Genomic DNA, 23,803 nt, shown 5'->3' with positions numbered 1-23,803 from the left:
TTACCCCGTGCTCACGACATCTGCGCGAGGTCGGCTGCGTGCGAAGATCACGCGCGGCATGGTCGCCTCGCGGGTAAGGCCTTCCGCGTCCGTCCAGCAGATTGTCTCCTTGACCGCATCGTCGATAAGGGCGCCGTCCTCCTCCGTGGCGATGGACAGGTAGGCGACGAGTTCGGCCAACCCCTGCTCCAGCGGATAGGCCGCCACGATCTCGTGCAGTGCGACCTCATCGCTGCGCTGCAGCGCGCGCCGGATCACCCCCCTGAGCCTCGCTTTGTCAACATAGACCCGGTCGAACAGGCTGTCGGCGTCAATATCTGCGCCGTCGGCCACTGACACCTCGCCATCGATCTCGGGCTTGAGCGGCGGCGAAAATAGGGGCCGGTCGAGAGTGAGCGCAATGCCGGGCTTGAGGTCGTCGACTGCGGCGAGACTCTCCTGCGGCAGGTTCATCCGCACGGCGATTGCCGACTGCTCGATGCCGCGCAGGATCTCCATGATCCGCTTGTTCTCCAGCCAGACCTTGTCGTCGATATAGCGCCTCAGTTCGCCTGACAGCTCGGCCACCGTGCGCTGCGTCACCTCGCCGGCGGCGATCCAGTCGTAATGGATCTTGAGAATGCGTTTGTCGGGCTCGAGCTTCTGCACGGCCTCCAACGAGAGAACTCTGGCCAAGAGGGTCTCAAGCTCCTCCTGCCGCGTCTCCGACATGAGGAGATCCCAGAACGCCGTGAAGCTACGGCCCTGATCGCTCTCGGCGATGGCGTCGCGGGCCTCGAAGATACCGCCGAGCAACTCGCCTTTGCTGCCCTCGGCGACAGCTATCTTCTCTCGAACCTCCCGGTCGAGGGTGCGAAAATTGTGCTCGACGGCTCGGAAATCCGAAAGCAGGCTCCTGGCGGTTGCGACCACTTCGGCGAAACGGTCGCGCACACTGGCCGGCGACAGGAGGTCGACATGTCCCTCGCGCAGCCGGGCCATCTCGGCATCGATCTCGGCCCGCTGGCGTAGCAGCGTCTCGATACGCGACCCGGCATCGGTCTCGGTGCCCTCGACGAGTTGGCGCAGGAGCTCCAAGATCGTGATCAGCCGCGACTCAGTACCGATGAAGGCGCGCGGCCCAAGGCTCTGCAGCCACCCGAGCGCTAGTTCCGTCGCCGGCGTGAGATCATAGAGCGGCTCATCTGTCCCGCTCGCGTAGTACCGGCGTAGCCATCCGCAGCGATCGGAAGCCCAGTCTTCCAGATAGCTTGTCGCATCGCGCGGGAAGGCGTCCTCACCTTCAGAGCGGCGCAAATGGAACAGGAAATCTTCGAGTTTCGCCGCGAGCACCGATTCGTTCATGGTGCGCACGTTCGGGGCGACGAACGCACGCTGCAGGAAACTCGCGATCATCGCCGCGTTGCCGGCCGTCATCAGCCGCCAGGCAGGATGCGTCTCTCGCAAAGACTGAAGCTGCCGGTAATCCATCGCTCCCGCTATCCGTTGCGACCCCTCGCGAATCGGGCTCGATTCGACGCGAGAACATATCATGAACTTCGTGAGATGTCGAACGGCTCGGGATCACGAGAAGGGAATTCGGTGCAATCTCGCCCAGATCGGAAGTGGCTGGGATGTTCCGAGGCGTCCAATCCAATCGGCGGAGCAAAACTCGACACCCGGATGCTGACTTACTCAGGCCTTCCGCGCGCTGCCCTTGACCTCTTCCAGCAACTGCCCGGGCGGCACCTTCAAGGCCTTGGCGATCCTGTCGAGGATGACCACGGTCGGATTTCGGACGCCACGCTCGATGCCGCTGATGTAGGTCCGATGCAGTCCGCAATGGTCGGCAAAGCTCTCCTGCGAGAAGCCCTGCTCCTCTCGCAGTTTCTTAAGATTGAGTCCTAACCGGCGGCGCACGTCCATGCCGGTTAGGGTTTCGACACCCTAGACGATCAATCTACAGACGATGAGTCTCATTTTGCTGGACTTCACAGCAGGTTGGAGCGAACTGACATCCAGCCCTTGAAGCCAATGAGTCTCAATCGAAATGCAGTTTATCGCACCAAACGCAGTCCGCTACATCAAGCTCGGCCCGGGCGGGGTCTTCACACCCGCGTGCCTCGAACGTGGCGAGATCCACTTGAGCTACAGGGAAGTCTCGCACGAAATGTGCGTCGCGGGAGACTGGAACCGTGTCGTCGACTGGTTTGTCCAGAACGGCCGCAAGCTCGGCAAGGCGCGCGATGCGACGCGAGAAATCCGCGACTTCTATTGCCTCGGACCAGACTGCCTTTGGATCACGTTTGCCGACGGCTGCTTGTGGTGGGCGTTCGCGGATCCGGCGGTCAACTGGCGCGGCACTGACGATCCAAGTCTCGGCCCGCGGTGGCGCCGCACGATTGGACCATGGCGGAACACCTCTCTCGGTGGCCGTCAGCTGCGCATGCAGGCACTGACGAGCAGGCTCACGCAGGTTGCCAACTATCGCCAGACCATATGTCAGGTCGGTCACGAAGCTTATCTGCTGAGGAAGATCAATGATCTTCCAGAGCCGCTTGTCGCTGATGCAGAGGTCGCCAAGAAGTCGATGTTGAGAGCCGCCCAGAAGATGATCGCCGAGTTGCATTGGGCGGACTTCGAAGTGCTGGCGGATCTAATCTTAGCCCGTGGTGGATGGCAGCGCGTATCCGTCCTCGGCGAAACGATGGCGGACGTCGACCTAGTCATTGAACAGCCGACCCTGGGCGAACGCGCATCGGTTCAGGTCAAATCACGGGCCAGCCAAAGCGTGCTGGACGCCCACATCAGACACTTCCGGCGATCGGTAGAACGGCGAACATTCTTCATATGCCACTCGCCGGACGGACCACTTTCAACGAATGGCGAAGATAACGTGCATCTTTGGACCGGGGAAAAGCTCGCGGAAATCGCAGTCAAATCTGGTTTATTCGATTGGCTGATGGAACGCGTTGGGTGACTTGGGGCCTGCCAACAGCGAATCGAGTAAACTTGGGCCATGAATTTTTCGTCTCTCTCGACAATCGAACTCCTGCGTGGCTACGGCGACATCCTCGACGAGTTGCGCCGTCGCGATGTCGTGCGGAGCGCTAACAACCCCATCAGCGATCTCGCCGAGGTCCTATTTTGCCGAGCCTTCAACTGGGTTCGTGAGGGCAATTCAGCTGCGGGCTACGACGCCACGAACCCGGGAGGCACGCGTTTCCAGATCAAGGCGCGGCGGATCACCGGCGCGCAGGGTGAGCGCCAGTTGAGTGCTATCCGCAATATCGATCGCGATCCGTTTGATCAGCTGGCCGCTGTTCTGTTCGAACCGGATTTCGGTGTGCACCGCGCGGCCTTGATCCCGATTTCGGTCATCAGGGCTCGTGCGCGCCGCTCGGCTCATACAAACAGCCACGTCTTTCATCTGCGCGAAGACGTCTGGACCGTCCCCGGGGTGCGTGACGTGACCGTAGATGTTCGAGCGGCGGCCGACGTCATCTAGCTAGTTCCTTCGCGCCTCGGATCTTGTCGAGGATCGCGCGCGCTCATTCAACGTCATCATCGTCGTGAAACGGTCCGTCCTTCGGCGAGTACTTCGCCACCCACTCTTCCTGCGTCAGCTCCTCCGGCACGACCAGATAGCCGATCTTCCGGCCATCCGGTTCAATGGGCCCGAACCGCCTCTCGAGATCGGTGAAGGCCTTGAACGCGCGCTGGTCGCCACTGGCAGCGAGCTGCTTCAAGAGGATGAGGACAAGTTCGATCGCCGTGTATTTCTTCGGCTTGCCCGTCCCGGCCGGGTCGGCGCGATGCTTCTCCATAAGGACGCGCTTGGCGGTTGCCCGGCGACCTTTGGCGCCCTTCGGTCGCCCGCCCGGATTGCCCGACCTACCGGGCGGGAAGCGATGCTCGACGGGCGGCTTGCCGTAACCGACGTCGCCTTTCGCGCGAGCAGGGTTGTCAGCGCTATTACTGCTCATAGTATGGCCTCAGGATGTCGAAGATATACTTCATGCTGTTGTCTTCGCGATAGGCAAAGATGCGGCGCTGGTCCTCTTCGGAGACGAACTTGGGGATGACGAAAACACCGCCGCCGGGTGGTGTTGGCGGGTTCGCAACCAGGTCGTTGTCGATCGCGACTTTGATGACGGCCATCACTGCCGGCAGGTTCTTCTCCGTCAGTGCCTTCTTCACCTGTTTGCGGATCGCGACCTCGAGCGCCGACATTTTGCCGGCCGTGCCGTTCTTGAGGACCTCGAGGGGCTCGTTCAGAATGGCGCCAATGTCGACGAGGCCTTGGCGCTCGGCACGCTTCTTCGCGCTTGGCTTCCGCTTCCGACGCCGCTTTGCTGGTGCGGCGGCGACAGGCACAGGCTTCTCATCCGATGGGGTATCTCTGGTCATTCGGCAGCCTCCCGAGGCATTGGGTCGTTCGGCTGGCGACCCTCGGCCTGAGCCTCAACGTCTGCGGCGCGGTCTTCGGCAACGGCGGCATATGTCTGACCGGTTCCGACGAGCACGGCTTCCAGCTTTGCGACCTCGGCGAGCCGCTGCACGATGACATCGCAGTAGAGCGGGTCGAGCTCGATCGCGTAGCCACGCCGGCCGGTCTTATGCGCCGCGACCAACGTCGTGCCCGAGCCACCGAACGCATCCAGGACGATGCCCTTGCGCTTCGAGCAGTCGAGAATGGCGTCCATAGCGAGTGCCACCGGCTTGACCGTCGGGTGCATGGCGAGGTCGTCATCCCGCGTCGCGCTGAAGGCATTGGCGCCGGCGTAGGACCAGACGTTGGTGCGGTAGCGACCGTGGCGGCCGAGTTCGACGTTGTTGACGTGCGGCGCCGAGCCCGACTTGAAGACGAAGAACAGCTCGTGCTGGGACCGATAGAGAGAGCCCATGCCGCCGTTCGTCTTCGACCAGACGCAAAGGTTCTTCAGCTCCGCGTAGACGCCATCGGCGGCATCCAGGACCTCGCGCATGTGGCGCCAGTCCATCGCGATGAAGTGGATGGCCCCATTGGCGCTCGCGTCAGCAAGGTTGACGAACACCGAACGCAGGAAGGCGGTGAACTCGGCCTCGCTCATCTCTCCTGAGGCCATTGCAAATTCGCGATGCCTGACCTCTTCGAGCCCCGACACATGACCTTCGATCGGCACGTTGTAGGGCGGGTCCGTGAAGACCATCTGCGCTGTCTCGCCCTCAAGCAGCCGTGCGTAGGTCTCCAGCGCGGTCGCATCGCCGCAGATCAAACGATGCGGGCCGATCTGCCAGATGTCGCCCAGGCGCGTCACGGCCGGGCCGGTGATCTGAGGCACGGCATCGGCCGGGTCGGGCTTCTGGGCCTGCGCATCAAGGCCGCCAATCAGGACATCGACTTCAGGCATCGAAAAGCCCGTGATCGTCACGTCGAAATCGAGGTCGAGGTCGGCGAGGTACTGCAGCTCGATGGCCAGCAGCTCAGGGTCCCAGCCTGCGTTCTCGGCGAGGCGGTTGTCGGCGATCACGTAGGCGCGGATCTGGGCCTCGGTCATGCCAGTGAGGCAGACCGTCGGGATCGTCTCCAAGCCGAGCTGCTTGGCGGCCTCAACGCGTCCGTGTCCGGCGACCAGGCCGTTCTCTTCGTCGACGAGGACCGGATTCGTGAAGCCGAAGGTGTGGATCGAATCGACAATCTGCTTCAGCTGGGCCTTGGAGTGTGTCCGAGGGTTGGTTTTGCGTGGCTTCAACGCGGCCGGCGGCTGGTAGATGATGGTGAGTTCGGCCATATCAGGCTCCTGCTTGAAAATGGAGCCTGCGGTCAAAATGGGCGCGACTCCTCGATGCTGTCTCGAGGCGAAATGCACATGCACCACCTCGAACCCATCGGGCGTCACGCCCTCACTTTGGAGCTACCCCACAGGATATCGCATCACGCGGGCCTTCGGCTCTCCCACATGGGCGCCAGCCGGTCCCTCCTGCGCCTCACTCCAGGCTCCCGCAAGATAGTTCAGAAGCCTCATTCAGACAAGGTTCGGATGGCGAAAAGCGATGATTTATTAATGAGTTGCCTTTTGTCCCTGAGATCTCGCTCTGGTGCCCCGGCAGCTCAATCGATCAGCCGGCAACAAGCTTCCTCTGAGCCCCGATTAGCGATCCCTGTTTTGGAGATAAGTCGTCCCTGTTCCGAGATTAGGCGTCCCTGATCCGCACTTAAAATTCCCTGTTAATTTTGGGACCAAATCTGGCGTAAGCCACTGGCACTGCGTATAATTTCCGCATCCGGGCGGCAATTTCAAGCCCGGCAAGCGCGAAAATTCCCTGTTTTTCCGGATTTCGGGGCTTCTGAAGGGCAGAGACCGCCTCGCTCGCGACTGCCTCCACCGCCAGCACTCAACTCAATGATATTGTGTGATAAATGTGCAGTCTGCGCGGTGGATTGGGCGCGCAAACGGGCGCTTTTTCACGCGTGCGCTTTCTCCGTTTTCAAAGTCCCCTAAAATCGCCCCTCAAAGTGGCAATCATCCGCGCGTTTTCTCCTTGCGCGCTTGGCGCAGTCCGCTTCGCGCGGCCGGCTATTTGTTAAAGCTGAGACGGCGCGCTTGAAGGTCCCAGTCCAGCGGAAGATCAATGCGGTTGAGGAGGGACCAGGTCGTCAACTCAGGCGGCTGACGTCCTGCGATGATTGCTTCAACGATGCGTGGTGAAAGGCATGCCAGGGGCAGGTGGCGTGCAACGTAGCGTGGATCTGTGGCGTAGGCGTCTGCGATATTCTGAATTGTCCGATAGCGGCCCTCGACAAAATCGGACAACCATCGTCGTGCCCTTGCGATGGCGCGTATCATTGTTGCGTCGGGGTCTTCCGGCAACTGACCCGGCTCATCAAGGCTATCGCTGTCAAGGTCTATCTTTTCGATGATCTTGAGCATCGCTTCTCGCTGACCGACTGGATCGCCATCAGCGAGTTTGCCGTGAAGTTCAGATGACGCACGTGTCACGAATTGTATTTGGGCGCCCAACAGCTGATCGCTGGCAAACAGCAGCTTGGCCGTATCGATGGGCCAGCTTGTGTCCAACAACCGATGTCGAACGGCCTCGATCACAAGCGGCTCGATCTGATCGGCCGGCAATCTCCAGCCGCTACGTGAAGCGTCGCGTTGCTTGCGACGCGCTCCTCCCTCGTGCAAGGAGCGCGCAACGTAATAGCGATAGCGTTTGCCGGCCTTGGTTGCGTGACTGGCAACCAGCGTATCGCCATCCTTATCCACCAACAGTCCGGCAAGCAGGCTAGGAGACTTTGAACCGCGGCCCGTCCGATGGCCTTGCGTGTTCAAGGCGAGCAACGTCTGCACGCGTTGGAACATGTCAGATGGAATGATTGCTTCGTGCTGACCGGGGTATCGCGTGGCTTTGTGGCGGATCTCTCCGCAGTAGATCGGGTTGCCGAGCAGCTTATAGAGCTGGGCCCGCGTGAACGGACGCCCTCCAAAGACCCGATGGGTACCTGCTGTTCGCGTCGGCGCATGGATTCCTGAGGCAAGCAACTCAGCCTCGAGTTTGCGTACGGTTCCTAATTCCAGATAGCGCTCGAATATTAAACGGATCGTTTGTGCCTGATCAGGTAGGACCACAAGCGTTCGGCCGTTGGCAGAATAGCCGATGGGTAAGAACCCACCCATCCAAAGCCCCTTCTTCTTGGAGGCTGAGATCTTGTCGCGGATGCGTTCTCCGGTGACCTCACGTTCATATTGCGCAAACGACAACAAGACATTGAGTGTCAGCCTGCCCATCGAGGTTGTCGTGTTGAAGGACTGTGTTACGGACACAAACGAAACGTCATGGGCATCGAAGATGTCCACGATCCGTGCAAAGTCGGATAAAGACCGAGTCAAACGATCCACTTTATAGACGACCACCACATCTATTCTGTGGGCGCGGATATCTGACAGCAGCTGTACCAACGCTGGACGGTCCATGGTTCCGCCAGAGAAGCCGCCATCGTTGTAAGCGTCTTGCAGCAGATGCCAGCCCTCGTGACGCTGACTGGTGATGTAAGCCTCACAAGACTCCCGTTGGGCATCAAGCGAGTTGAACTCTTGGCTGAGGCCCTCCTCAGAGGATTTGCGCGTATAGATCGCACAGCGCTTTCGCTTCATTCTAGAAGAACCTCAAGGCGATCCAGAAGCTGCTCGGTCCGACGCGCCACCTTGCGGATACTGCGAAGGGCTCTTTTTGCTCTGGCACGGGTTTGAACGCGTTGCACGCCGGCGGCGATCGTTGAGGCATCTTCAAACTCAGCCGTAAGCATCGCGAAGACCTTTTGGACTTCATTTGAGGGGACGCGATCAGCCATGCATCGCATCGCTCAGCGAGCGAATCCCGAAGAAGGCCGGTCCGCTCCATCGTGTACCAGTGATCGCTCGCGCGATCGCTGAGAGGGAACGGTGCGGGGTTCCTTGCCAGATAAATGCGCCGTCGGTCACATAGACTTCATGCGTCACGCCGTGCCACTCGCGAACCAGGCGTGTGCCGGGCGTGAGGCGATGCCTGCCTTTCCGGACCGCTTCACCAAACTCTTCGGCTGCTATCTTATCGAGCTGGTTTGTGGCGGCCTTTGACAATCCGCCACGAACCTTGACCTGAATATCGTAGGCGAGGACGTGGGCCATCATATCGCGTCTAAAACGGAATGGCGCGGGGCGGCCAAAGTACTCTCGCCAGAACGCCCGCAGTTCACCTGCGTCGCTTGTGCTCAATCGAATGAGTTGGGCCGCTACGTCCTCGAGAGATGGTTTGCGGCCCTTTCGGTCAGGCTCATCCTTCGACATGGTAGCGCCGAGCCTCACCAGCCCGCTTTTCGGAACGCAGTTCAAGTCCGAGTTTCTTGCGCACTGTTGCCGAAAGGAAGCCGCGAACGCTATGCGCCTGCCAACCGGTTGCAGCCGCCAACTCGGAAATCGTCGCGCCACGCTTGTTTTGCAGCAGCCCGATGACTCTATGAGTTTTGGATGTCGGTTCTACCGATGTTGAGTGGGCGGAAGCCGCCGTCTTTGAGGGAGGGGTGGTTTGTGATTTAGGCTTACTACGTCGCGTCATGTTGCGGTCTCCTTGTGCCGCCAGCCAGATTGCTGGCGTTCGCACCACCCAAAGCCCCGGGTTTGTGCCGAGGTTGTGCAAGGAGACGCTACGTGCGCCCGAAGGCACTCAGTACGGCTTGCTTTGACGAGGAAGTCCAGCGAGTTTGAAGAATTGAAGTGGGCGATTAGATGGGTGCACCACCTTGACGTCTGCGCCGAGCGAACTCGCCAGCTCGAAATTGTAGGTTGGCATCAAATAGCCGGCGCTCGATCTCGGAAGCGGAAATCCAATCTCTCCCGATCGGCGGGCGCATTTTACGCTTCTGACTGAATCCGCTTAACGGGGTGTAGCGATCAGATGTCGATGGCGCTTCGGATGCCCACTCGCATCCGCGCCGTTTTTCTTTGCGCTTCGGATGCCCACCCGCATCCGCGCCTGTCCTTGAGCCCCGCGTCGGCGTGACCCCGGTGCGCGTGGAGCCCGACTTAAACACCACGAAATCGCCTGAACGCTGCGAGCGCTCCGGCTGACCCAAGCATTTCTGCTTCTTCCTCCGGTGTCAAGTTGCCGTCGATGCCGGTGCGAATTGCAGGATCGGCCCCGGCCGCAAGTAGCATCTCTACGGCTCGCTCGTCATCACGAGCTGCGGCTAAATGCAAAGGTGTCCATTCATTGATACCCTTAAGATTCAAAGCAGCGCCCTGTTCGATAAGCAATTGCAGAACCGTGTATTTGTCGTTGTCACAGCGATCAAGGGCGGCGTGCAAAAGCGTGTAACCTTCTTCGTCTCTGAATATCTTTTCCTTGGCGTTTTGAACAAACCAACGCACCGCGTTAGGGCGACCTACGCTTATCGCATTGATTATCCAATGACGCCCCAGAAAATCGTCTCTACTGTCGGCGAAGTTCGGATCAGCCACCTTCAGAGCGGCGAGCTCATCCAGATCACCGGAACGCAAAACTCTCATAATTCGATTATAACGATCGGGCCTTTCCCTCATTAAGACTTTACCTCCAACTATTTACACTGTTGGCATTCCGGATTTGAATTGAAAAGCTCTTCGCAGCGGTTAGCCCCCTTTAGATACTCATCAAACCTGTTGCCGTGGTCTTCGTTCTCCGGGGAGCCAAAGCAAACGTTGAGTCGCTTTTGCGCAGCGACACAAGCCACTTTTTGCGCGAACTTTGTGGCGAGCGTCGAACAGTCGTCATTGTCTTCGCAACGTGGCGAGTTGAAGTGTCAATAGTAAATGACGAGAAACCGCGCCGTTAAGCAGGGTACCGGCCACGGTGGAATCTCCGTCAAGGTTATCTCTCCAGTAAAATCTGTGAGATGAAGGGGTGCGCTACGAGCATAGGCATAGATACTGGGCCCATCTTTGAAAACAGGGAGTCGTGGCTTGCTCGCTGCGTCTCGTAATCCCAAAGGATCTGGCTGTGTGTATCGTCCGATTGTGGGATCGTAATGCCTGTGCCAGTTGTAGTGCAAGCCTGCTTCCATCTGGAACCACTGGCCGGGGAAGCGGGCGTTGAGGGTTTCGGCACCTGAGAGCGTATAGGCGCCGCCGAACGGGCTGTAGAGAGCCGACCAGACGACTTACTTGATGGCGCTTCGGATGCCCACTCGCATCCGCGCCGTTTTTCTTTGCGCTTCGGATGCCCACCAGCATCCGCGCGCTCACTGGCCGGTTGAGCTGATCACGCTCAACACCGGCTTGCCGCGTGTTGACCAACAAAAGAGTGCACCATGAGCAGCGCCGGCGACGTGGCGACGTTGGAGACCACCGCGACCGGACGATCAACGGTTGTCCTTGACCCCCGCGTCGGCGCGATCTCGGCCTCCACCAGCCAGATGTATTCCCGCACGGTTGCGCCCGTGGCGTCCAGCTCGGCGAAGATGTCGTGGACGAAGTACGTCGTGCCGTTGGCGAAACCAGAGTTCGGGATCACCCGGGTGGTGAGCTGCTCGCGGCCGCCGCGCGCGCAGGCGCGCAAACTAAAGAGTAGGTGTAGGTGCCAATGAGGTTGCCCGACTGCGACACCGTCTTGAGACGGTTGGCGTTGTTGTAAGTGTAGGCATAGCTCACGCCAGAGCGCACGTCGGTTACGAGGTGCTTTATCAGGAATACCACCGTGGTCTTCCGGTATGCGTCAAACTACCTGCATGCAAGATAAATTCGTCCGACTGCGCGACTTCGGTTAAAGTTGAAGCTAATCTCCGCCGCTTCGACATCATTCCGAGTACACCTCGATTAGCGACATAGCTGCAGCGTGAGCAAGTACCAATCTCTCATACGGCAAACCCATTAGCTTCTCTATATAGTCGAACTCTCGCAATCCTTTTGACACAAATAGTTTTGTGGCTCCGTCTTCTGCAATTTGCCACGGCAACTGAGAGAAAATATTCATTATGAGCGAATTGAACGGTATCCTGGTAATGTGATTGGTTGGCATCCAAAAGTCATAACTGACCACAAATCCATCTGCGATCCGTCGAGAGAGAACATAAATAGTGTCACCATCGCCGCTGACCCATCCTGGATGGTTCGGATCGCCGTGGTAAAAAGCCTCGTGATCAGGCCCATTCGCCGGGAAATATGTAATCAGTCCATAGCAACCAGAAAACTCCTTCAAGTCAGAGAACTCTGGATCCTTCCAATAATGTTCAGGTATATCGCCAAGAATGACAAGATCCATGGGCTTTAACACGCTGCCGTATCGGTCCTTCGGGACAGTATTAGAATAGAAGCGATCAATCATCATTTACTCCAAGACCCAACCACCGTACCACTTCCACTTCGCCTGGTCCCATCGGAACACTTAGCCTGAGAATGGTGAACGTTTCCCCCCGCGGTAGTACAATAGTTCGCGGCAGTCTTGCATGCGTCCTTCGCAGCCTGAGCACAATTGTTCGCAGTGCGCTCTGCGAAGCGGAACGAGAAATAATCATCTGGATTACCCGCGCGACAGCGGCATGTGCAGTTCTTGCCAGATGGTTCATCGGGTGGATAGATTTCGGGCATTGGCTTGGACTTGGGTTCGGGCAATGGAGGCGTGTCTGGCAATGTGAGCCAAACACCGAGTGTCGTTATCATTGTGATTAGTTCGGGGATGGCCGGAATTAGGATTACAGCAAACCTCCCATCCCGGTCGACATACCGATGAGGACTGCTCAAAGCATAACTAAACACACTTGGCCCATCTATAAACCCGAGCGGGTCGGGCTGGGTATATCGTCCAATCGATGGATCGTAATGCCTGTGCCAGTTGTCGTGCAAGCCGGCTTGCTTGATGCGCCTTCCGACTCACGTTCCGCGAGCCGGCCGGAAGGCGCGCAACATCTGGAACCACATCAACACCGGCTTGCCGAGTGTTGAGCAACAAAACTGTCCCGGGAAGCGGGCGTTGAGGGTTTCCGCACCTGAGAGCGTATAGGCACCGCCGAACGGGCTGTAGAGAGCCGACCAGACATCGGCGCCCGAGGCATCCGTCATTCCTGATCGCCTTGACGTTTGCTCCAGATTACTCAGCGCGTTCTCTGCAGAACCTTTCGATCAAATCGCGTGCCCATCCCTGAAAGGACGGGCCACTCAATCTGCACATGTCTGGGTCTGCGCCTTTGAGAAGCAACATTGATGCATACTCCGGTCGGTTCCAATCCACCGCTAGCTCAAGGGGTCTCGAACCACCACGGGATAAGCCATTCGGATCGGCGCCGGCGGAGAGGAGGTTCCAAAAAATACGTATTGTATGGCGCTGCCGGGTACTGCCGTCCAACGCTTGACCAAGAGCTGTGTCGCCAATTTCATTCCGAAAACTAGGATCCGCTCCATTTTTTAACACTGTTTTTAGCCAGGTCGGTTCGCCCCCATAATAGCTTAAGTCGACAAGCAGCTCCGACCACCTACCTATATCTTTGCACTGAAATTCCCTTACACCTACGTCCAAATCCCTCCACCGTCGTTCTTCCGCTGCCATAACGAGGCGCTGCATCTGATGGGGTAACAAGTCATCCTCCCGCCACGCATTGTGCTTTGCACTGCTGAAAGACGAGCCTTCACAATCTCATCAAGGTGTGTTCTATCGGGGCCTCCATAGCACATTGAACTCACCTGAATTCGCAGCCAAACGCAAGCTTCCGCTGCAGCTAACTTAAACTGGAGCGTCGCCTTGTGATCTCCTGGCATACAACCCGGAACGTTGCAGGCGAATTTGTATGTGAGATTGCCGGCTTTACAGAATTTCTTTTTACAGTCGTTCGGGTTCTTTGCGCAGCGAATTATCTCGGCACACACACGCGGGAACCGTATGCAAAGTACTGCGATTGGATTTTCTCCGGTGGGATCAGCCGTTGATTGCGGATCACCATTTGCATACGCATAGAGATTTGGTCCCGGCTCTAATCCCAGCGGATCTGGCTGTGTATATCGTCCGATTGTAGGATCGTAATGCCTGTGCCAGTTGTAGTGCAAGCCTGCTTGCTTGATGCGCCTTCCGACTCACGTTCCGCGAGCCGGCCGGAAGGCGCGCAACATCTGGAACCACATCAACACCGGCTTGCCGAGTGTTGAGCAACAAAACCGTCCGGGGAAGCGGGCGTTGAGGGTTTCGGCGCCTGAGAGTGTGTAAGCGCCGCCGAACGGGCTGTAGAGGGCCGACCAGACTCTCCTTGATTGCGCTTCGGATGCCCACTCGCATCCGCGCCGTTTTTCTTTGCGCTTCGGATGCCCACCAGCGCTCACCGGACGGTTGAGCTGATCACGCTCAACACCGGCTTGCCGCGTGTTGACCAACAAAAGAGCGGACCATGAGCAGCGCCGGCGACGTGGCGACGTTGGAGACCACCGCGACCGGACGATCAACGGTTGTCCTTGACCCCCGCGTCGGCGCGATCTCGGCCTCCGGCATCCAGATGTACTCGCGCACGGTTGAGCCCGTCGCATCCAGCTCGGCGATGATGTTGCCCCACTGGTCATGCACGAAGTACGTCGTGCCGTTGGCGGAACCTGAGTTCGTGATCACCCGCCCGCGCTCCGATCGTCGCGCATCCTTCCATGCGCGACGTGAATCGGCAGCGCAAAGCAACGAGCGAGCTGCTCGCGCGCGCCCCCCCCGCGCGCAGGCGCGCAAACGTCAAGAGCTAGGTGTAGGTGCCGATGAGGTTGCCCGACTGCGACACCGTCTGAGACGGTTGGCGTTGTCGTAAGTGTAGGCATAGCTCACGCCAGAGCGCACGTCGGTCAGGATATTGCCGCCGTTGTCGTAGGTGAACGACCGCACCGTCGTCGTGGTGTTGCGCACGATCGACTGCACGCGGTTGTTCGTTGCCGGGTAGGTCAGATTATCCGAGGTCGTGACGCCCGCGACGGTAGAGTTCTCGAAGGTGCGGTTGCCTACGCCATCGTAGAAGAACGTCTTGGAGCCCCACGGCCCATCCGCGTTCTGCAAGCGGTTCGCCGGCGTGTACCAGAAGCTCTGGTTGTTCGTTCACGGGTGCGTTCGCAAGACCCTGAAAGAAACTCAATAATGAAAATCTAGATTTAAAGGGATCGTGACGCCTTTAGGCTTCTCGCCAAGCTTCTGAAAGAAAATCTGTTTGCATTTTACTTCTGAGATCTCACCTGCTTTCCCGTCCTCGGGATGGAACGCCCCGTCATTTTTTACCAAATTCACTATGTCGTACCTCACGACTATTCCATACTTTGGATCTTTGGAAATCTGCTCGCTCCCTTCGATAATCCCCGTTGTTTGTGAAGCAATAAGTCGTGCTAAACGGACAACAGAGAAGCCACTCGCATCGTCCGAGCTCAACAAAGTCTCAGTACCGCTCATTTTCTCTGGCGGATGATCAAGCGGTTGCGCCTCTTCATTCATGCCGGCATCTCCCTGTACTAGAATGGCGGATTGGTCGGCGGGATGAAAGTTGAGCTTCCGCCACTGTGGTATACCGAACCTCCTCCTCGTTCATTCTTATTCGGACGAAATAATGTTTCTAGATCTATAATCGGCATGAGTTTGGTCCAATTCTCATTACTGTAGCAGGTTGTGCGAGCGTTTACGCAACCTAGATACAAGTCATTCGAATCTTGCACATCCCCTCGGTCATGGAGTCTTTCTGCAGCAGCACGGCATGTAGCAAAAGCTTTTTCGCAGGCATGTGGACCACCTCCTGCATCACATTGTTGCACAATTGGTCTGGGTGGCTTTGATTGCGGCGGCGTTAGTAGCCCCAGCTTGTCGGTGAACTGGTGCGGCGCGCTCCGCGCATAAGCCCACACGCTTGGCCCATCGACGAAGCCGAGCGGATCGGGCTGTGTGTAGCGGCCGAGGCTGGGATCGTAATGCCGGTGCCAGTTGTAATGCAAGCCGGCTTGCTTGATGCGCCTTCCGACTCGCGTTCCGCGAGCTGGCCGGAAGGCGCGCGACATCTGGAACCACATCAACACCGGCTTGCCGCGTGTTGACCAGCCAAACTGTCCGGGGAAGCGAGCGTTGAGGGTTTCGGCGCCTGAGAGTGTGTAAGCACCTCCGAACGGGCTGTAGAGAGCCGACCAGACATCGGCGCCCGTGGCATCCGTCATCTTCACCGGGCGAGATCGACGGTTCAATCCGACCTTGATTTGATTCCATTATCCCAAAATAGGACCTTACCGTTTAAAGTGTCTAGCTGGAGTTGAGTGACATCAAGGTAAACCTTGCACCCTTCGATATTCAACCAATCGCACGCAACCAATTCCGTGAGCCTCTGAGCCGCAAAGTTTCCTGTATCATGCCTAGGATCGCCAGCCCATTCGCGCCAATACATACATGGCGCGAGATCATGCTGTCCTTCAAACTCATGCAAGAACTGGTTTGCTATCCGTAATAGTTCGCTTTCAAAATGCAGCCTTCGGCCGCCATGCGTCACGATTTCCTTTGTGGTCAACGTTGCAACTCTCCTATAGCTACTGGCCGCCAAGCAGACCCTGATTAAATTCGTCGAATATCCACTCGCGACACGGTGCATGTTTGCCACTCTGGCGCTCAGTCACCGGACGATAATCAGCACCACACCTATAATGGCACATTTTACCACCCCAACCATCCATCGGCTCGCTTTCGGCTTCTAGGCAACATAAGCCAGGCTTACAATTGAAATTGTCCGGTGGCGGGGGCCACGTGTCGATCCACTTTTTCAGCTTCTTGATGCAGTAGGGCGCTGCAATAATCGCAGCCGCGACGATTGTCCCACAAACGGGTCCACAAACCGCGGTTCCGCCGGCGAAGCCAGCTCCTGCACCAGGGTTTCTGCCGTCAAAGTCCTTGAGCTGAAGAGGTTGGGCTTTCACATACGCATACACACTCGGCCCATCCACAAACCCGAGCGGGTCGGGCTGGGTGTAGCGGCCGATTGTGGGATCGTAATGCCTGTGCCAGCCGGCTTCCAACTGGAACCACTGGCCGGGGAAGCGGGCGTTCACTTCTTGAAGTATTTTGTCAATGCAGACATCAGGTCTGGAAAAATACATTCGGAATCTTTTAAGAAAAAAGCGCCTTGATCTGCAATAATCCAACAGTCATCGAGAGCTTCCTGGATATAACTGGCCATAACGAATGCAAGCCCACTTATCACCACTATATCTTCTGGTCGGCAACGAGAACGTTCGCAGGCTGAAATCGCCAACCTTGGGATTAAGTGTGCAGAATTCTCCTCGTAAATTTTTTGCCCGATTTGCTCCATAGTTTTTTGATCTACGCCTGCAGAATACAACCGTTCCAACTCGTCAAAAGCGCTAGTTGGCTCTGCTGTTTCGTACAGCATCAGGACTGGCTCAGCGCAATCACTTTGCCGCAGAATCCTCTTCAATTCATCCGCCGTATTCTCGTCAAAAGACAGCATTCTTCGCTCTCTTCATGCGGGTCATTCGTTAGGTTGGCGTAGTGTTTCTTCCTGGCAATCGTAAGGCGGATTGTATACCGACTGTATGCGAGAAATAATACTGTTTCTAGGGGCGGGGCACACAGTGCTGCAATCATAGATGCACCAATTTACTTGAACCGGTCCAGGCAAAAACTCAAAGTGCCTCTGGTAGAGTTTCATCTGAAATATCAATTTACACCTAGCAGCATTTTCACCGCCGCCACCACCGCCACCACCACCGCCCGCATCCAAACCCTTCGGATCAATCTTTGAAAGAGGCGAATTCCGCGTATACGCATACACACTCGGGCCATCTATAAACCCCAGCGGGTCGGGCTGGGTGTAGCGGCCGAGGCTCGGATCGTAATGCCTGTGCCAGTTGTAATGCAAGCCGGCTTCCATCTGGAACCATTGGCCGGGGAAGCGGGCGTTGAGGGTTTCGGCGCCTGAGAGTGTGTACGCGCCGCCGAACGGACTGTAGAGGGCCGACCAGACATCGGCGCCCGTGGCATCCGTCATCTTCACCGGCCGGTTGAGCTGATCGACATGGACCATGAGCAGCGCCGGCGACGTGGCGACGTTGGAGACCACCGCGACCGGACGATCAACGGTCGTGCGTGACCCGCGCGTCGGCGCGATCTCGGCCTCCGGCATCCAGATGTACTCGCGCACGGTTGAGCCCGTCGCATCGAGCTCCGCGATGATATTGCCCCACTGGTCATGAACGAAGTATGTCGTGCCGTTGGCCGAGCCCGAGTTCGTGATCACCCGGGTCGCGAGCTGTTCACGGCCATTGTAGGTGTAGGTGCCGATGAGGTTGCCCGACTGCGACACCGTCTTGAGGCGGTTGGCGTTGTTATAGGTGTAGGCATACGTGACGCCAATTTGGTTGCGCCTTCCGACTCGCGTTCCGCGAGCCGGCCGGAAGGCGCGAAAAGAGTGCGCACGTCGGTGAGGGTGTTGCCGGCTCCATCATAGGTGAAGGCGCGCGGATCGGGCGTTACGGTTGCGCGGATGCGGGTGGGCATCCGAAGCGCCACAAAGGAGAGCGTGTCACACCCTGCAGCAGATTGCTGGTGGAAGGATAACTGTAGGTATCGGTGACCCCGCCGAACGTCTCGCTGGTGCGGTTGCCAACGCCGTCATAGAAGAACGCCTTGGAGTCCCGTATAGGTTCGACGACGTGTACTTCTACCAAGCACCCGAAGAACTTCTTGATGCTAGCAAGCGAACGGCGTCCCCGTTATCGGGGCCGTCAGCACTGCCTCGAAGCCACTGATAACGATCGTCGCCTGAGCGAGCCAAGGCATGTACCAAACCACCAATCATCAAGAACGTTTCCTCGGACAGCGCTAGTTCAAATAATCTGTCAGACAGACGTCTAAATCCCTGATTGAAGTCGGTGATCCTCAAGTTGATCTCTATGCCATCCCGCGAAGCGGCTCGTATTCGGGCTTCATGCCGCTTTGCGTCCCCCAGTTCCTTAAAAATCAACTCCAGAGATAGCCAAGCCTCAACGTCAGTCCCATATATACGTACGACATTTGTCTCATCTGCCCCACAGGATAGTTCATCTATCGTCAGTTGGCCTATCACCTTTTCCTCCTTAGTAGGTAATCGAGGGGTCAAAATTCTGCATAGTGGGTGGTGCAGATGGGATATTTTGCCAAGGACTGTTCCATTCGGTCCAAGGGTTGTAGTCCCAGTGGTCCTTGGGATGCCATTTGTCAGCTTGGTGGTAGCGCCATTCTCCACCCCTGGGATCGAACCATCGTGGGCAGGCTTTTGACGTCCCTTCCGGGTATCTCCAAATCCACTCGGGCATCCAACCAGGCGGCTTCGGCCAAGACTCCGGCGGAAACGGTATTCTGAGCCAACTAGGTAGCCTAGTAAATGGGCGCCACCATTGACGACCATCCGGATCAACATACCGATACGGGTTATTCCGCGCATACGCATACACGCTAGGCCCATCCACAAACCCTAGCGGATCTGGCTGTGTGTATCGTCCGATTGTCGGATCGTAATGCCTGTGCCGCGCGCGGATGCGGGTGGACGGTCGTCGTTCGTTATGAAACGTCGGGAACTAGATCGGGGTATTCCTTACCAACAGCTCTTACAATTTCATAGAAATGGAACTGAGCCTCCGCCACGGATCCGCGTACGATGGAGCGCTGCGAATTGTCGGGAATGCGATGTGATATCTCAACTACGTGATTCAAAATATCTCCAAAACGGAGATATTCTGTGATTAGGTCTTCAGCTGCTTCACGGTCCATCTGTCTCTCTTAGAGCTTAGTAAGAACATCCATGTGCCGCCGCACAATCTTTGACGCAGCGAACAAGCCTTGGTTGAAGATTTCGGCCTGAGCCCGGAAGACTATCAGGATCCTCATCCATAACTTGCTTGCAACCGTCAAAGCAGCCCCTAATGATTGCCTTACATCTGTTCTCATCAGGAGGATCATCTGGCGGTGTGGTGTCTCTCTTCCACCATTCCAGTATTTTTCGCCTGCAATATTCGCCTACTATGATGATCGCGCCAGCGGCAGCTCCTCCTATTACTATGTCATCTCCGATAGCAATTCGACCATCCGGATCGTGTAGGTGCCGATGAGGTTGCCCGACTGCGACACCGTCTTGAGGCGGTTGGCGTTGTTGTAGGTGTAGGCATACGTGACGCCAATTTGGTTGCGCCTTCCGACTCGCGTTCCGCGAGCCGGCCGGAAGGCGCGAAAAGAGTGCGCACGTCGGTGAGGGTGTTGCCGCCCCCATCATAGGTGAAGGCGCGCGGATCGGGCGTTACGCCCGAGCGTGTCACACCCTGCAGCAGATTGCTGGTGGAAGGATAACTGTAGGTATCGGTGACCCCGCCGAACGTCTCGCTGGTGCGGTTGCCAACGCCGTCATAGGTCCACGATTGCGAGCCGTAGTGGCCTCAGTCAGCCGTCAATCACGAGGTTGATACAGTGATCCGAAAGGTATTTGCTAATTTCGGGACTGAGACACATTCTGACACCGATATCGTTCTCCGACACTTTGGCGATTACAAAAATGTTTAACTCCACATTTTTAGTCTTAAAGATTGGACTCTCCATAATTGTATGCGAGCTATTCGCAAGTCTTTCAATGATCTTGGCGACATGCTCTTCAACAAAAACTGAGTCAATCTCTTTTTGGTCAAATTCCCAATACTTAAATCCGCTCCTATCAGGTGCCTCGGTTGACGTACGAGTTGGCACGATACCAAGCGCATGCGTAATCTCCGATGGATCGCAATCGAAGCCGCTAATTGCGAACGATGAACGCACGGTGGTTCTGTTACGCATTCTCATTCACACATATGTCCCGTTCGTTGAGTTGAAGCCTTACAGCCTTTTTCTCTTATTGCTACTTCTCCGTTTTTGCACTTGCACAGCTCATAAAGGCTGATCTGCGCACGACGACCAAGAATGTCCATTTTGAAGGCTTCTGCGTCATCGATCTTACATTGGTTCTTAATTCGCCAATCGGATAGACGATCCTTGCAATCATCGTCGTTATCACCTTCATGACACTGATAGTCCGTCTTCGGGTCCGGTGGTTTCGGAGGTTCGGGCAATGGAGGCGTGTCTGGCAATGTGAGCCAAACACCGAGTGTCGTTATCATTGTGATTAGTTCGGGGATGGCCGGAATTAGGATTACAGCAAACCTCCCATCCCGGTCGACATACCGATGGGGACTGCACAAAGCATAACTAAACACACTTGGCCCATCTATAAACCCGAGCGGGTCGGGCTGGGTGTAGCGGCCGAGCGATGGATCGTAATGCCGGATGCCCACCAGCGCTCACCGGACGGTTGAGCTGATCACGCTCAACACCGGCTTGCCGCGTGTTGACCAACAAAAGAGTGCACCATGAGCAGCGCCGGCGACGTGGCGACGTTGGATACCACCGCGACGGGCCTATCGACGCTTTGGTGGCGCTCCGGATGCCCACTCGCATCCGCGCCCGTCCTTGACCCCCGCGTCGGCGCGATCTCGGCCTCCGGCATCCAGATGTACTCGCGCCAATGCGCTTCCGGCCAGCTCGCGGAACGCGAGTCGGAAGCGCCTACCTCAACGTGGCGCGCCTGTCGCATCCAGCTCCGTGATGATGTTGCCCCACTGGTCATGGACGAAGTGTCTGCGCGGATGCGGGTGGGCATCCGGAGCGCAATCATTAAAGTGCCGTTGGCGCTGCCTGAGTTGGTTATCACGCGCCGGATCAGCTGCTCGAAGAGTTCAAATTCTGTCGAACCTTTTCAAACTTTTCTGCCATAAACCTACTGGACTCTCCTGCTAGTGCCAGACCATGCTCTAGCTCTATAAAAGCAATACGCAAAACTTCGAGTTGATCTTGCGTGAACGCCCCTAAATACTTTGAGGCTGGCTTCAGATTAGCACACCTGAATATAACTCGCTCCGCCACATCGCTAGTTGGATGTATTAGTGCAAATCGCAAGTAAAATGGTAGGATCGTTGCAAACCCTTTTGGAGTGAAGTTGGCCAGCGAGTCAAAGAAGTAGCCAACAAACTCATCATCGACCTTCCCGTTCTTAGCCTGGAGCGCGGTCAGAATATCCTGATCTTCCCAGGCTGATCCGTATACTAAGCCATTGGTCGAAACATCCGATCTCAGGTCGAAACAATCCTCTAACCGGTCCAATATAGTTTGTTTGTTAGTTCGGGACATATGCGAGGACCGATCAGTTTGGCAAGCAGCCGCAGCCATTGTCGCTGAAATATTCACGGCATTTATTGATTGCGTCACTCTCGTCTTCGTAACGTTTGAGATGGGTAATGTTTGCACCGAAGCAGTACGAACTGAGTATGGCTTGATATTTAATGCAGTTTCGGCGCTTCTTCCATTTCTCTTCGAGAACACTGCAAGAGTCTTGTTTCGAGCAAGCATTATTCTGAAAAAGGGAATATGGAAAGCTTTTGCAATAGAATTGAACAGCTTCCCTCAACTGCAGGCAAATCAGCGGTCGCTTTATTGGGTCTACCAGGTCAGGAATTTTGTCGGGCGCGCCCGTGCCGTCAAGCTCGGCGATTTAGCCTGCCCCGGCGAAGGCCGGGGTTTCCGAAGACGTCGTGCACCGTACAGACGCGCGGATGCGGGTGGGCATCCGAAGCGCAAAGCAAAACGTGTGATTGCCCGCTCAAGCCGTATCGGTAAAAAATGTTCGCTTAGAAGTTCTTTCCTTAACCCATAAGCCCATCGGATAATATGGCGAGTGATCCAATTTATCATCGTTAAAGAAGCGTGCGAAAGCCCCGGCCTGTCTTTCGTCCTCCAACAAGCCAAACTCATTGCCCTGGCCGCGCGGAAAACGACTTTTTTCTGGGTCCGTCAGCTTTGACCAATCGAAGCCGTAAAGCGCGCTGGTTAATCCGCCTGGCGCTGTGACGTCATAGCCGAGGAAACGCCAATTCGCAGATGCCGCAATTAGACCGATTGGAAGTAGGGTCAGTCCAAACCGCTGCTCTAGCGAAAGTGCTGTTCGGGTACTCATTGCAACTGCAAGCAAGCACGACTTTTCTGGAATGGCGTCTTCCAGACCAAACGTGTCGGGAATCGATAGCAGATTCATCCCATTTCGCTCTGAGGCGAAATCTTCCTCCTCGACGATATCCCAGAAATCGAATCCTAAGCTTATCGGATGTTGAAACTTCAGACTTGGTCCTTCAAGCAAGGCGCATCGTCTCGACGAAGTCGAATCTGTGGGTTTCTGGGGACTTTGCCTCAGGCTGAATCCCACAATCAATTGATGACCAACCAATGCACTGATTGGAATGGTTGATCTATCCTGCAGCAACGACAATTGTCACCCCTCTAAGACCTACCTGCGCCATATGAGCTACACGGTAGCATTCCACCAAGATCAAATACGGGGAACACCCCGACTCCAATTTTATCTCGCAATTCCTGCCATTGACACGCATTTGTTGCTCGAATTCTTCGATGCTCAAGAATGTGGTAATGCGAAATTGTTCCAAGCCGACTGCGGCTACCGGGTACATGTTGGTCGAGAACGTAGCATTGCGTGCCTTCTGGAGGGGTGCAGGGCTGAGGCGGAGGAGGCGGCGGCGGGGCAGTCCGACGATTCCACCATTCCAGTATTTTTCGCCTGCAATATTCGCCTACTATGATGATCGCGCCGGCGGCAGCTCCTCCTATTACTATGTCATCTCCGATAGCAATTCGACCATCCGGATCAACATACCGATACGGGTTATTCCGCACATACCCATACACCCCCGGTCCATCGACGAACCCCAATGGATCTGGCTGGGTATATCGTCCGATTGTCGGATCGTAATGCCTGTGCCAGTTGTAATGCAAGCCTGCTTCTAACTGGAACCACTGTCCGGGGAAGCGGGCGTTGAGGGTTTCGGCGCCTGAGAGCGTGTAGGCGCCGCCGAACGGGCTGTAGAGAGCCGACCAGACGACTTACTTGATGGCGCTTCGGATGCCCACTCGCATCCGCGCCGTTTTTCTTTGCGCTTCGGATGCCCACCAGCGCTCACCGGACGGTTGAGCTGATCACGCTCAACACCGGCTTGCCGCGTGTTGACCAACAAAAGAGCGGACCATGAGCAGCGCCGGTGTGGTGGCGACGTTGGATACCACCGCGACCGGACGATCCACGGTCGTGCGTGACCCGCGCGTCGGCGCGATCTCGGCCTCCGGCATCCAGATGTACTCGCGCACGGTTGAGCCCGTCGCATCCAGCTCGGCGATGATGTTGCCCCACTGGTCATGCACGAAGTACGTCGTGCCGTTGGCGGGACCTGAGTTCGTGATCACCCGGGTGGTGAGCTGCTCGCGGCCATTG

Annotated in this window: 28 protein-coding genes; 2 read left to right on the top strand and 26 right to left on the bottom strand. The window is 56.7% G+C overall.

Going from position 1 to position 23,803, the window contains the following annotated elements; genetic code table 11:
• Positions 1-1,470 carry a DUF3375 domain-containing protein gene (locus R3D51_17180; protein ID MEZ5901216.1) on the bottom strand — a complete coding sequence of 490 codons (1,470 nt, stop codon included), beginning with the start codon at positions 1,468-1,470 and terminating at the stop codon, positions 1-3.
• 204 nt (positions 1,471-1,674) lie between these two features.
• Positions 1,675-1,905 (bottom strand): helix-turn-helix transcriptional regulator, encoded by a 231-nt coding sequence (locus tag R3D51_17175; protein MEZ5901215.1) that lies wholly within the window; start codon positions 1,903-1,905, stop codon positions 1,675-1,677.
• Between the two features lie 124 nt (positions 1,906-2,029).
• Between R3D51_17175 and R3D51_17170 the strand changes: the two genes are divergently transcribed.
• Together R3D51_17170 and R3D51_17165 are read left to right on the top strand one after the other, a co-directional pair.
• Entirely contained in the window at positions 2,030-2,959 is a 930-nt protein-coding gene (locus R3D51_17170) for a restriction endonuclease (protein MEZ5901214.1), read from the top strand.
• A gap of 39 nt (positions 2,960-2,998) precedes the next feature.
• On the top strand, positions 2,999-3,487 hold the full coding sequence (locus R3D51_17165; GenBank protein MEZ5901213.1) for a hypothetical protein: 489 nt from the start codon (positions 2,999-3,001) through the stop codon (positions 3,485-3,487).
• A 43-nt stretch (positions 3,488-3,530) separates the two neighbouring features.
• Here the strand turns inward: R3D51_17165 and R3D51_17160 are convergent, their stop codons facing one another.
• From R3D51_17160 to R3D51_17045, 24 genes are all read right to left on the bottom strand, one after another.
• Positions 3,531-3,965: a DUF5681 domain-containing protein gene (locus R3D51_17160; protein ID MEZ5901212.1), complete on the bottom strand. Its 435-nt coding sequence runs from the start codon at positions 3,963-3,965 to the stop codon at positions 3,531-3,533.
• The gene (locus R3D51_17155; GenBank protein MEZ5901211.1) at positions 3,955-4,389 is read right to left on the bottom strand and encodes a hypothetical protein; all 435 of its coding nucleotides are present in this window, start codon (positions 4,387-4,389) and stop codon (positions 3,955-3,957) included. The genes R3D51_17160 and R3D51_17155 overlap by 11 nt, the downstream gene beginning before the upstream one ends.
• Positions 4,386-5,753: a DNA methyltransferase gene (locus tag R3D51_17150; protein ID MEZ5901210.1), complete on the bottom strand. Its 1,368-nt coding sequence runs from the start codon at positions 5,751-5,753 to the stop codon at positions 4,386-4,388. Before R3D51_17150 ends, R3D51_17155 begins: the two co-directional genes overlap by 4 nt.
• A 786-nt stretch (positions 5,754-6,539) precedes the next feature.
• Positions 6,540-8,120 carry a recombinase family protein gene (locus tag R3D51_17145; protein ID MEZ5901209.1) on the bottom strand — a complete coding sequence of 527 codons (1,581 nt, stop codon included), beginning with the start codon at positions 8,118-8,120 and terminating at the stop codon, positions 6,540-6,542.
• Entirely contained in the window at positions 8,117-8,317 is a 201-nt protein-coding gene (locus R3D51_17140) for a hypothetical protein (GenBank protein ID MEZ5901208.1), read from the bottom strand. Before R3D51_17140 ends, R3D51_17145 begins: the two co-directional genes overlap by 4 nt.
• Positions 8,310-8,792 carry a DUF2924 domain-containing protein gene (locus R3D51_17135; protein MEZ5901207.1) on the bottom strand — a complete coding sequence of 161 codons (483 nt, stop codon included), beginning with the start codon at positions 8,790-8,792 and terminating at the stop codon, positions 8,310-8,312. Before R3D51_17135 ends, R3D51_17140 begins: the two co-directional genes overlap by 8 nt.
• Positions 8,779-9,060 carry a DUF3489 domain-containing protein gene (locus tag R3D51_17130; GenBank protein MEZ5901206.1) on the bottom strand — a complete coding sequence of 94 codons (282 nt, stop codon included), beginning with the start codon at positions 9,058-9,060 and terminating at the stop codon, positions 8,779-8,781. Before R3D51_17130 ends, R3D51_17135 begins: the two co-directional genes overlap by 14 nt.
• A gap of 467 nt (positions 9,061-9,527) precedes the next feature.
• Entirely contained in the window at positions 9,528-10,043 is a 516-nt protein-coding gene (locus R3D51_17125; GenBank protein ID MEZ5901205.1) for an ankyrin repeat domain-containing protein, read from the bottom strand.
• A gap of 703 nt (positions 10,044-10,746) precedes the next feature.
• Complete coding sequence (locus R3D51_17120) at positions 10,747-10,992, bottom strand: hypothetical protein (GenBank protein MEZ5901204.1); 246 nt, start codon at positions 10,990-10,992, stop codon at positions 10,747-10,749.
• Positions 10,989-11,174 carry a hypothetical protein gene (locus R3D51_17115; protein MEZ5901203.1) on the bottom strand — a complete coding sequence of 62 codons (186 nt, stop codon included), beginning with the start codon at positions 11,172-11,174 and terminating at the stop codon, positions 10,989-10,991. Before R3D51_17115 ends, R3D51_17120 begins: the two co-directional genes overlap by 4 nt.
• Before the next feature lie 100 nt (positions 11,175-11,274).
• Complete coding sequence (locus R3D51_17110) at positions 11,275-11,805, bottom strand: hypothetical protein (protein MEZ5901202.1); 531 nt, start codon at positions 11,803-11,805, stop codon at positions 11,275-11,277.
• 542 nt (positions 11,806-12,347) lie between these two features.
• Positions 12,348-12,536, bottom strand: a complete 189-nt coding sequence (locus R3D51_17105) for a hypothetical protein (protein ID MEZ5901201.1) — start codon at positions 12,534-12,536, stop codon at positions 12,348-12,350.
• 1,270 nt (positions 12,537-13,806) lie between these two features.
• On the bottom strand, positions 13,807-14,064 hold the full coding sequence (locus tag R3D51_17100; GenBank protein MEZ5901200.1) for a hypothetical protein: 258 nt from the start codon (positions 14,062-14,064) through the stop codon (positions 13,807-13,809).
• A gap of 111 nt (positions 14,065-14,175) precedes the next feature.
• Entirely contained in the window at positions 14,176-14,490 is a 315-nt protein-coding gene (locus tag R3D51_17095; GenBank protein ID MEZ5901199.1) for a hypothetical protein, read from the bottom strand.
• A gap of 72 nt (positions 14,491-14,562) precedes the next feature.
• Entirely contained in the window at positions 14,563-14,916 is a 354-nt protein-coding gene (locus R3D51_17090; GenBank protein MEZ5901198.1) for a hypothetical protein, read from the bottom strand.
• Positions 14,917-15,986: 1,070 nt separating this feature from the next.
• Complete coding sequence (locus R3D51_17085; protein MEZ5901197.1) at positions 15,987-16,550, bottom strand: RHS repeat-associated core domain-containing protein; 564 nt, start codon at positions 16,548-16,550, stop codon at positions 15,987-15,989.
• Positions 16,499-16,921, bottom strand: coding sequence for a hypothetical protein (locus R3D51_17080; protein MEZ5901196.1), 423 nt, complete (start codon positions 16,919-16,921; stop codon positions 16,499-16,501). Before R3D51_17080 ends, R3D51_17085 begins: the two co-directional genes overlap by 52 nt.
• Positions 16,922-16,942: 21 nt before the next feature.
• Positions 16,943-17,776, bottom strand: coding sequence for an RHS repeat-associated core domain-containing protein (locus R3D51_17075; protein MEZ5901195.1), 834 nt, complete (start codon positions 17,774-17,776; stop codon positions 16,943-16,945).
• 166 nt (positions 17,777-17,942) lie between these two features.
• Positions 17,943-18,140: a hypothetical protein gene (locus R3D51_17070; protein MEZ5901194.1), complete on the bottom strand. Its 198-nt coding sequence runs from the start codon at positions 18,138-18,140 to the stop codon at positions 17,943-17,945.
• Positions 18,141-19,011: 871 nt separating this feature from the next.
• Positions 19,012-19,164 carry a hypothetical protein gene (locus R3D51_17065; protein MEZ5901193.1) on the bottom strand — a complete coding sequence of 51 codons (153 nt, stop codon included), beginning with the start codon at positions 19,162-19,164 and terminating at the stop codon, positions 19,012-19,014.
• Between the two features lie 720 nt (positions 19,165-19,884).
• Complete coding sequence (locus R3D51_17060) at positions 19,885-20,277, bottom strand: DUF4279 domain-containing protein (GenBank protein ID MEZ5901192.1); 393 nt, start codon at positions 20,275-20,277, stop codon at positions 19,885-19,887.
• 912 nt (positions 20,278-21,189) lie between these two features.
• Positions 21,190-21,735 (bottom strand): hypothetical protein, encoded by a 546-nt coding sequence (locus R3D51_17055; GenBank protein ID MEZ5901191.1) that lies wholly within the window; start codon positions 21,733-21,735, stop codon positions 21,190-21,192.
• Between the two features lie 391 nt (positions 21,736-22,126).
• On the bottom strand, positions 22,127-22,660 hold the full coding sequence (locus R3D51_17050; GenBank protein MEZ5901190.1) for a hypothetical protein: 534 nt from the start codon (positions 22,658-22,660) through the stop codon (positions 22,127-22,129).
• Between the two features lie 857 nt (positions 22,661-23,517).
• Complete coding sequence (locus R3D51_17045; GenBank protein ID MEZ5901189.1) at positions 23,518-23,775, bottom strand: hypothetical protein; 258 nt, start codon at positions 23,773-23,775, stop codon at positions 23,518-23,520.
• Positions 23,776-23,803: the final 28 nt, after the last annotated feature.

It is taken from the genome of Hyphomicrobiaceae bacterium (genome assembly GCA_041397645.1).
Lineage (GTDB): Bacteria > Pseudomonadota > Alphaproteobacteria > Rhizobiales > Hyphomicrobiaceae > Hyphomicrobium_B.
Note: the sequence above shows the minus strand (reverse complement) of the source record. Positions and strands in the feature narration are given on the sequence as shown.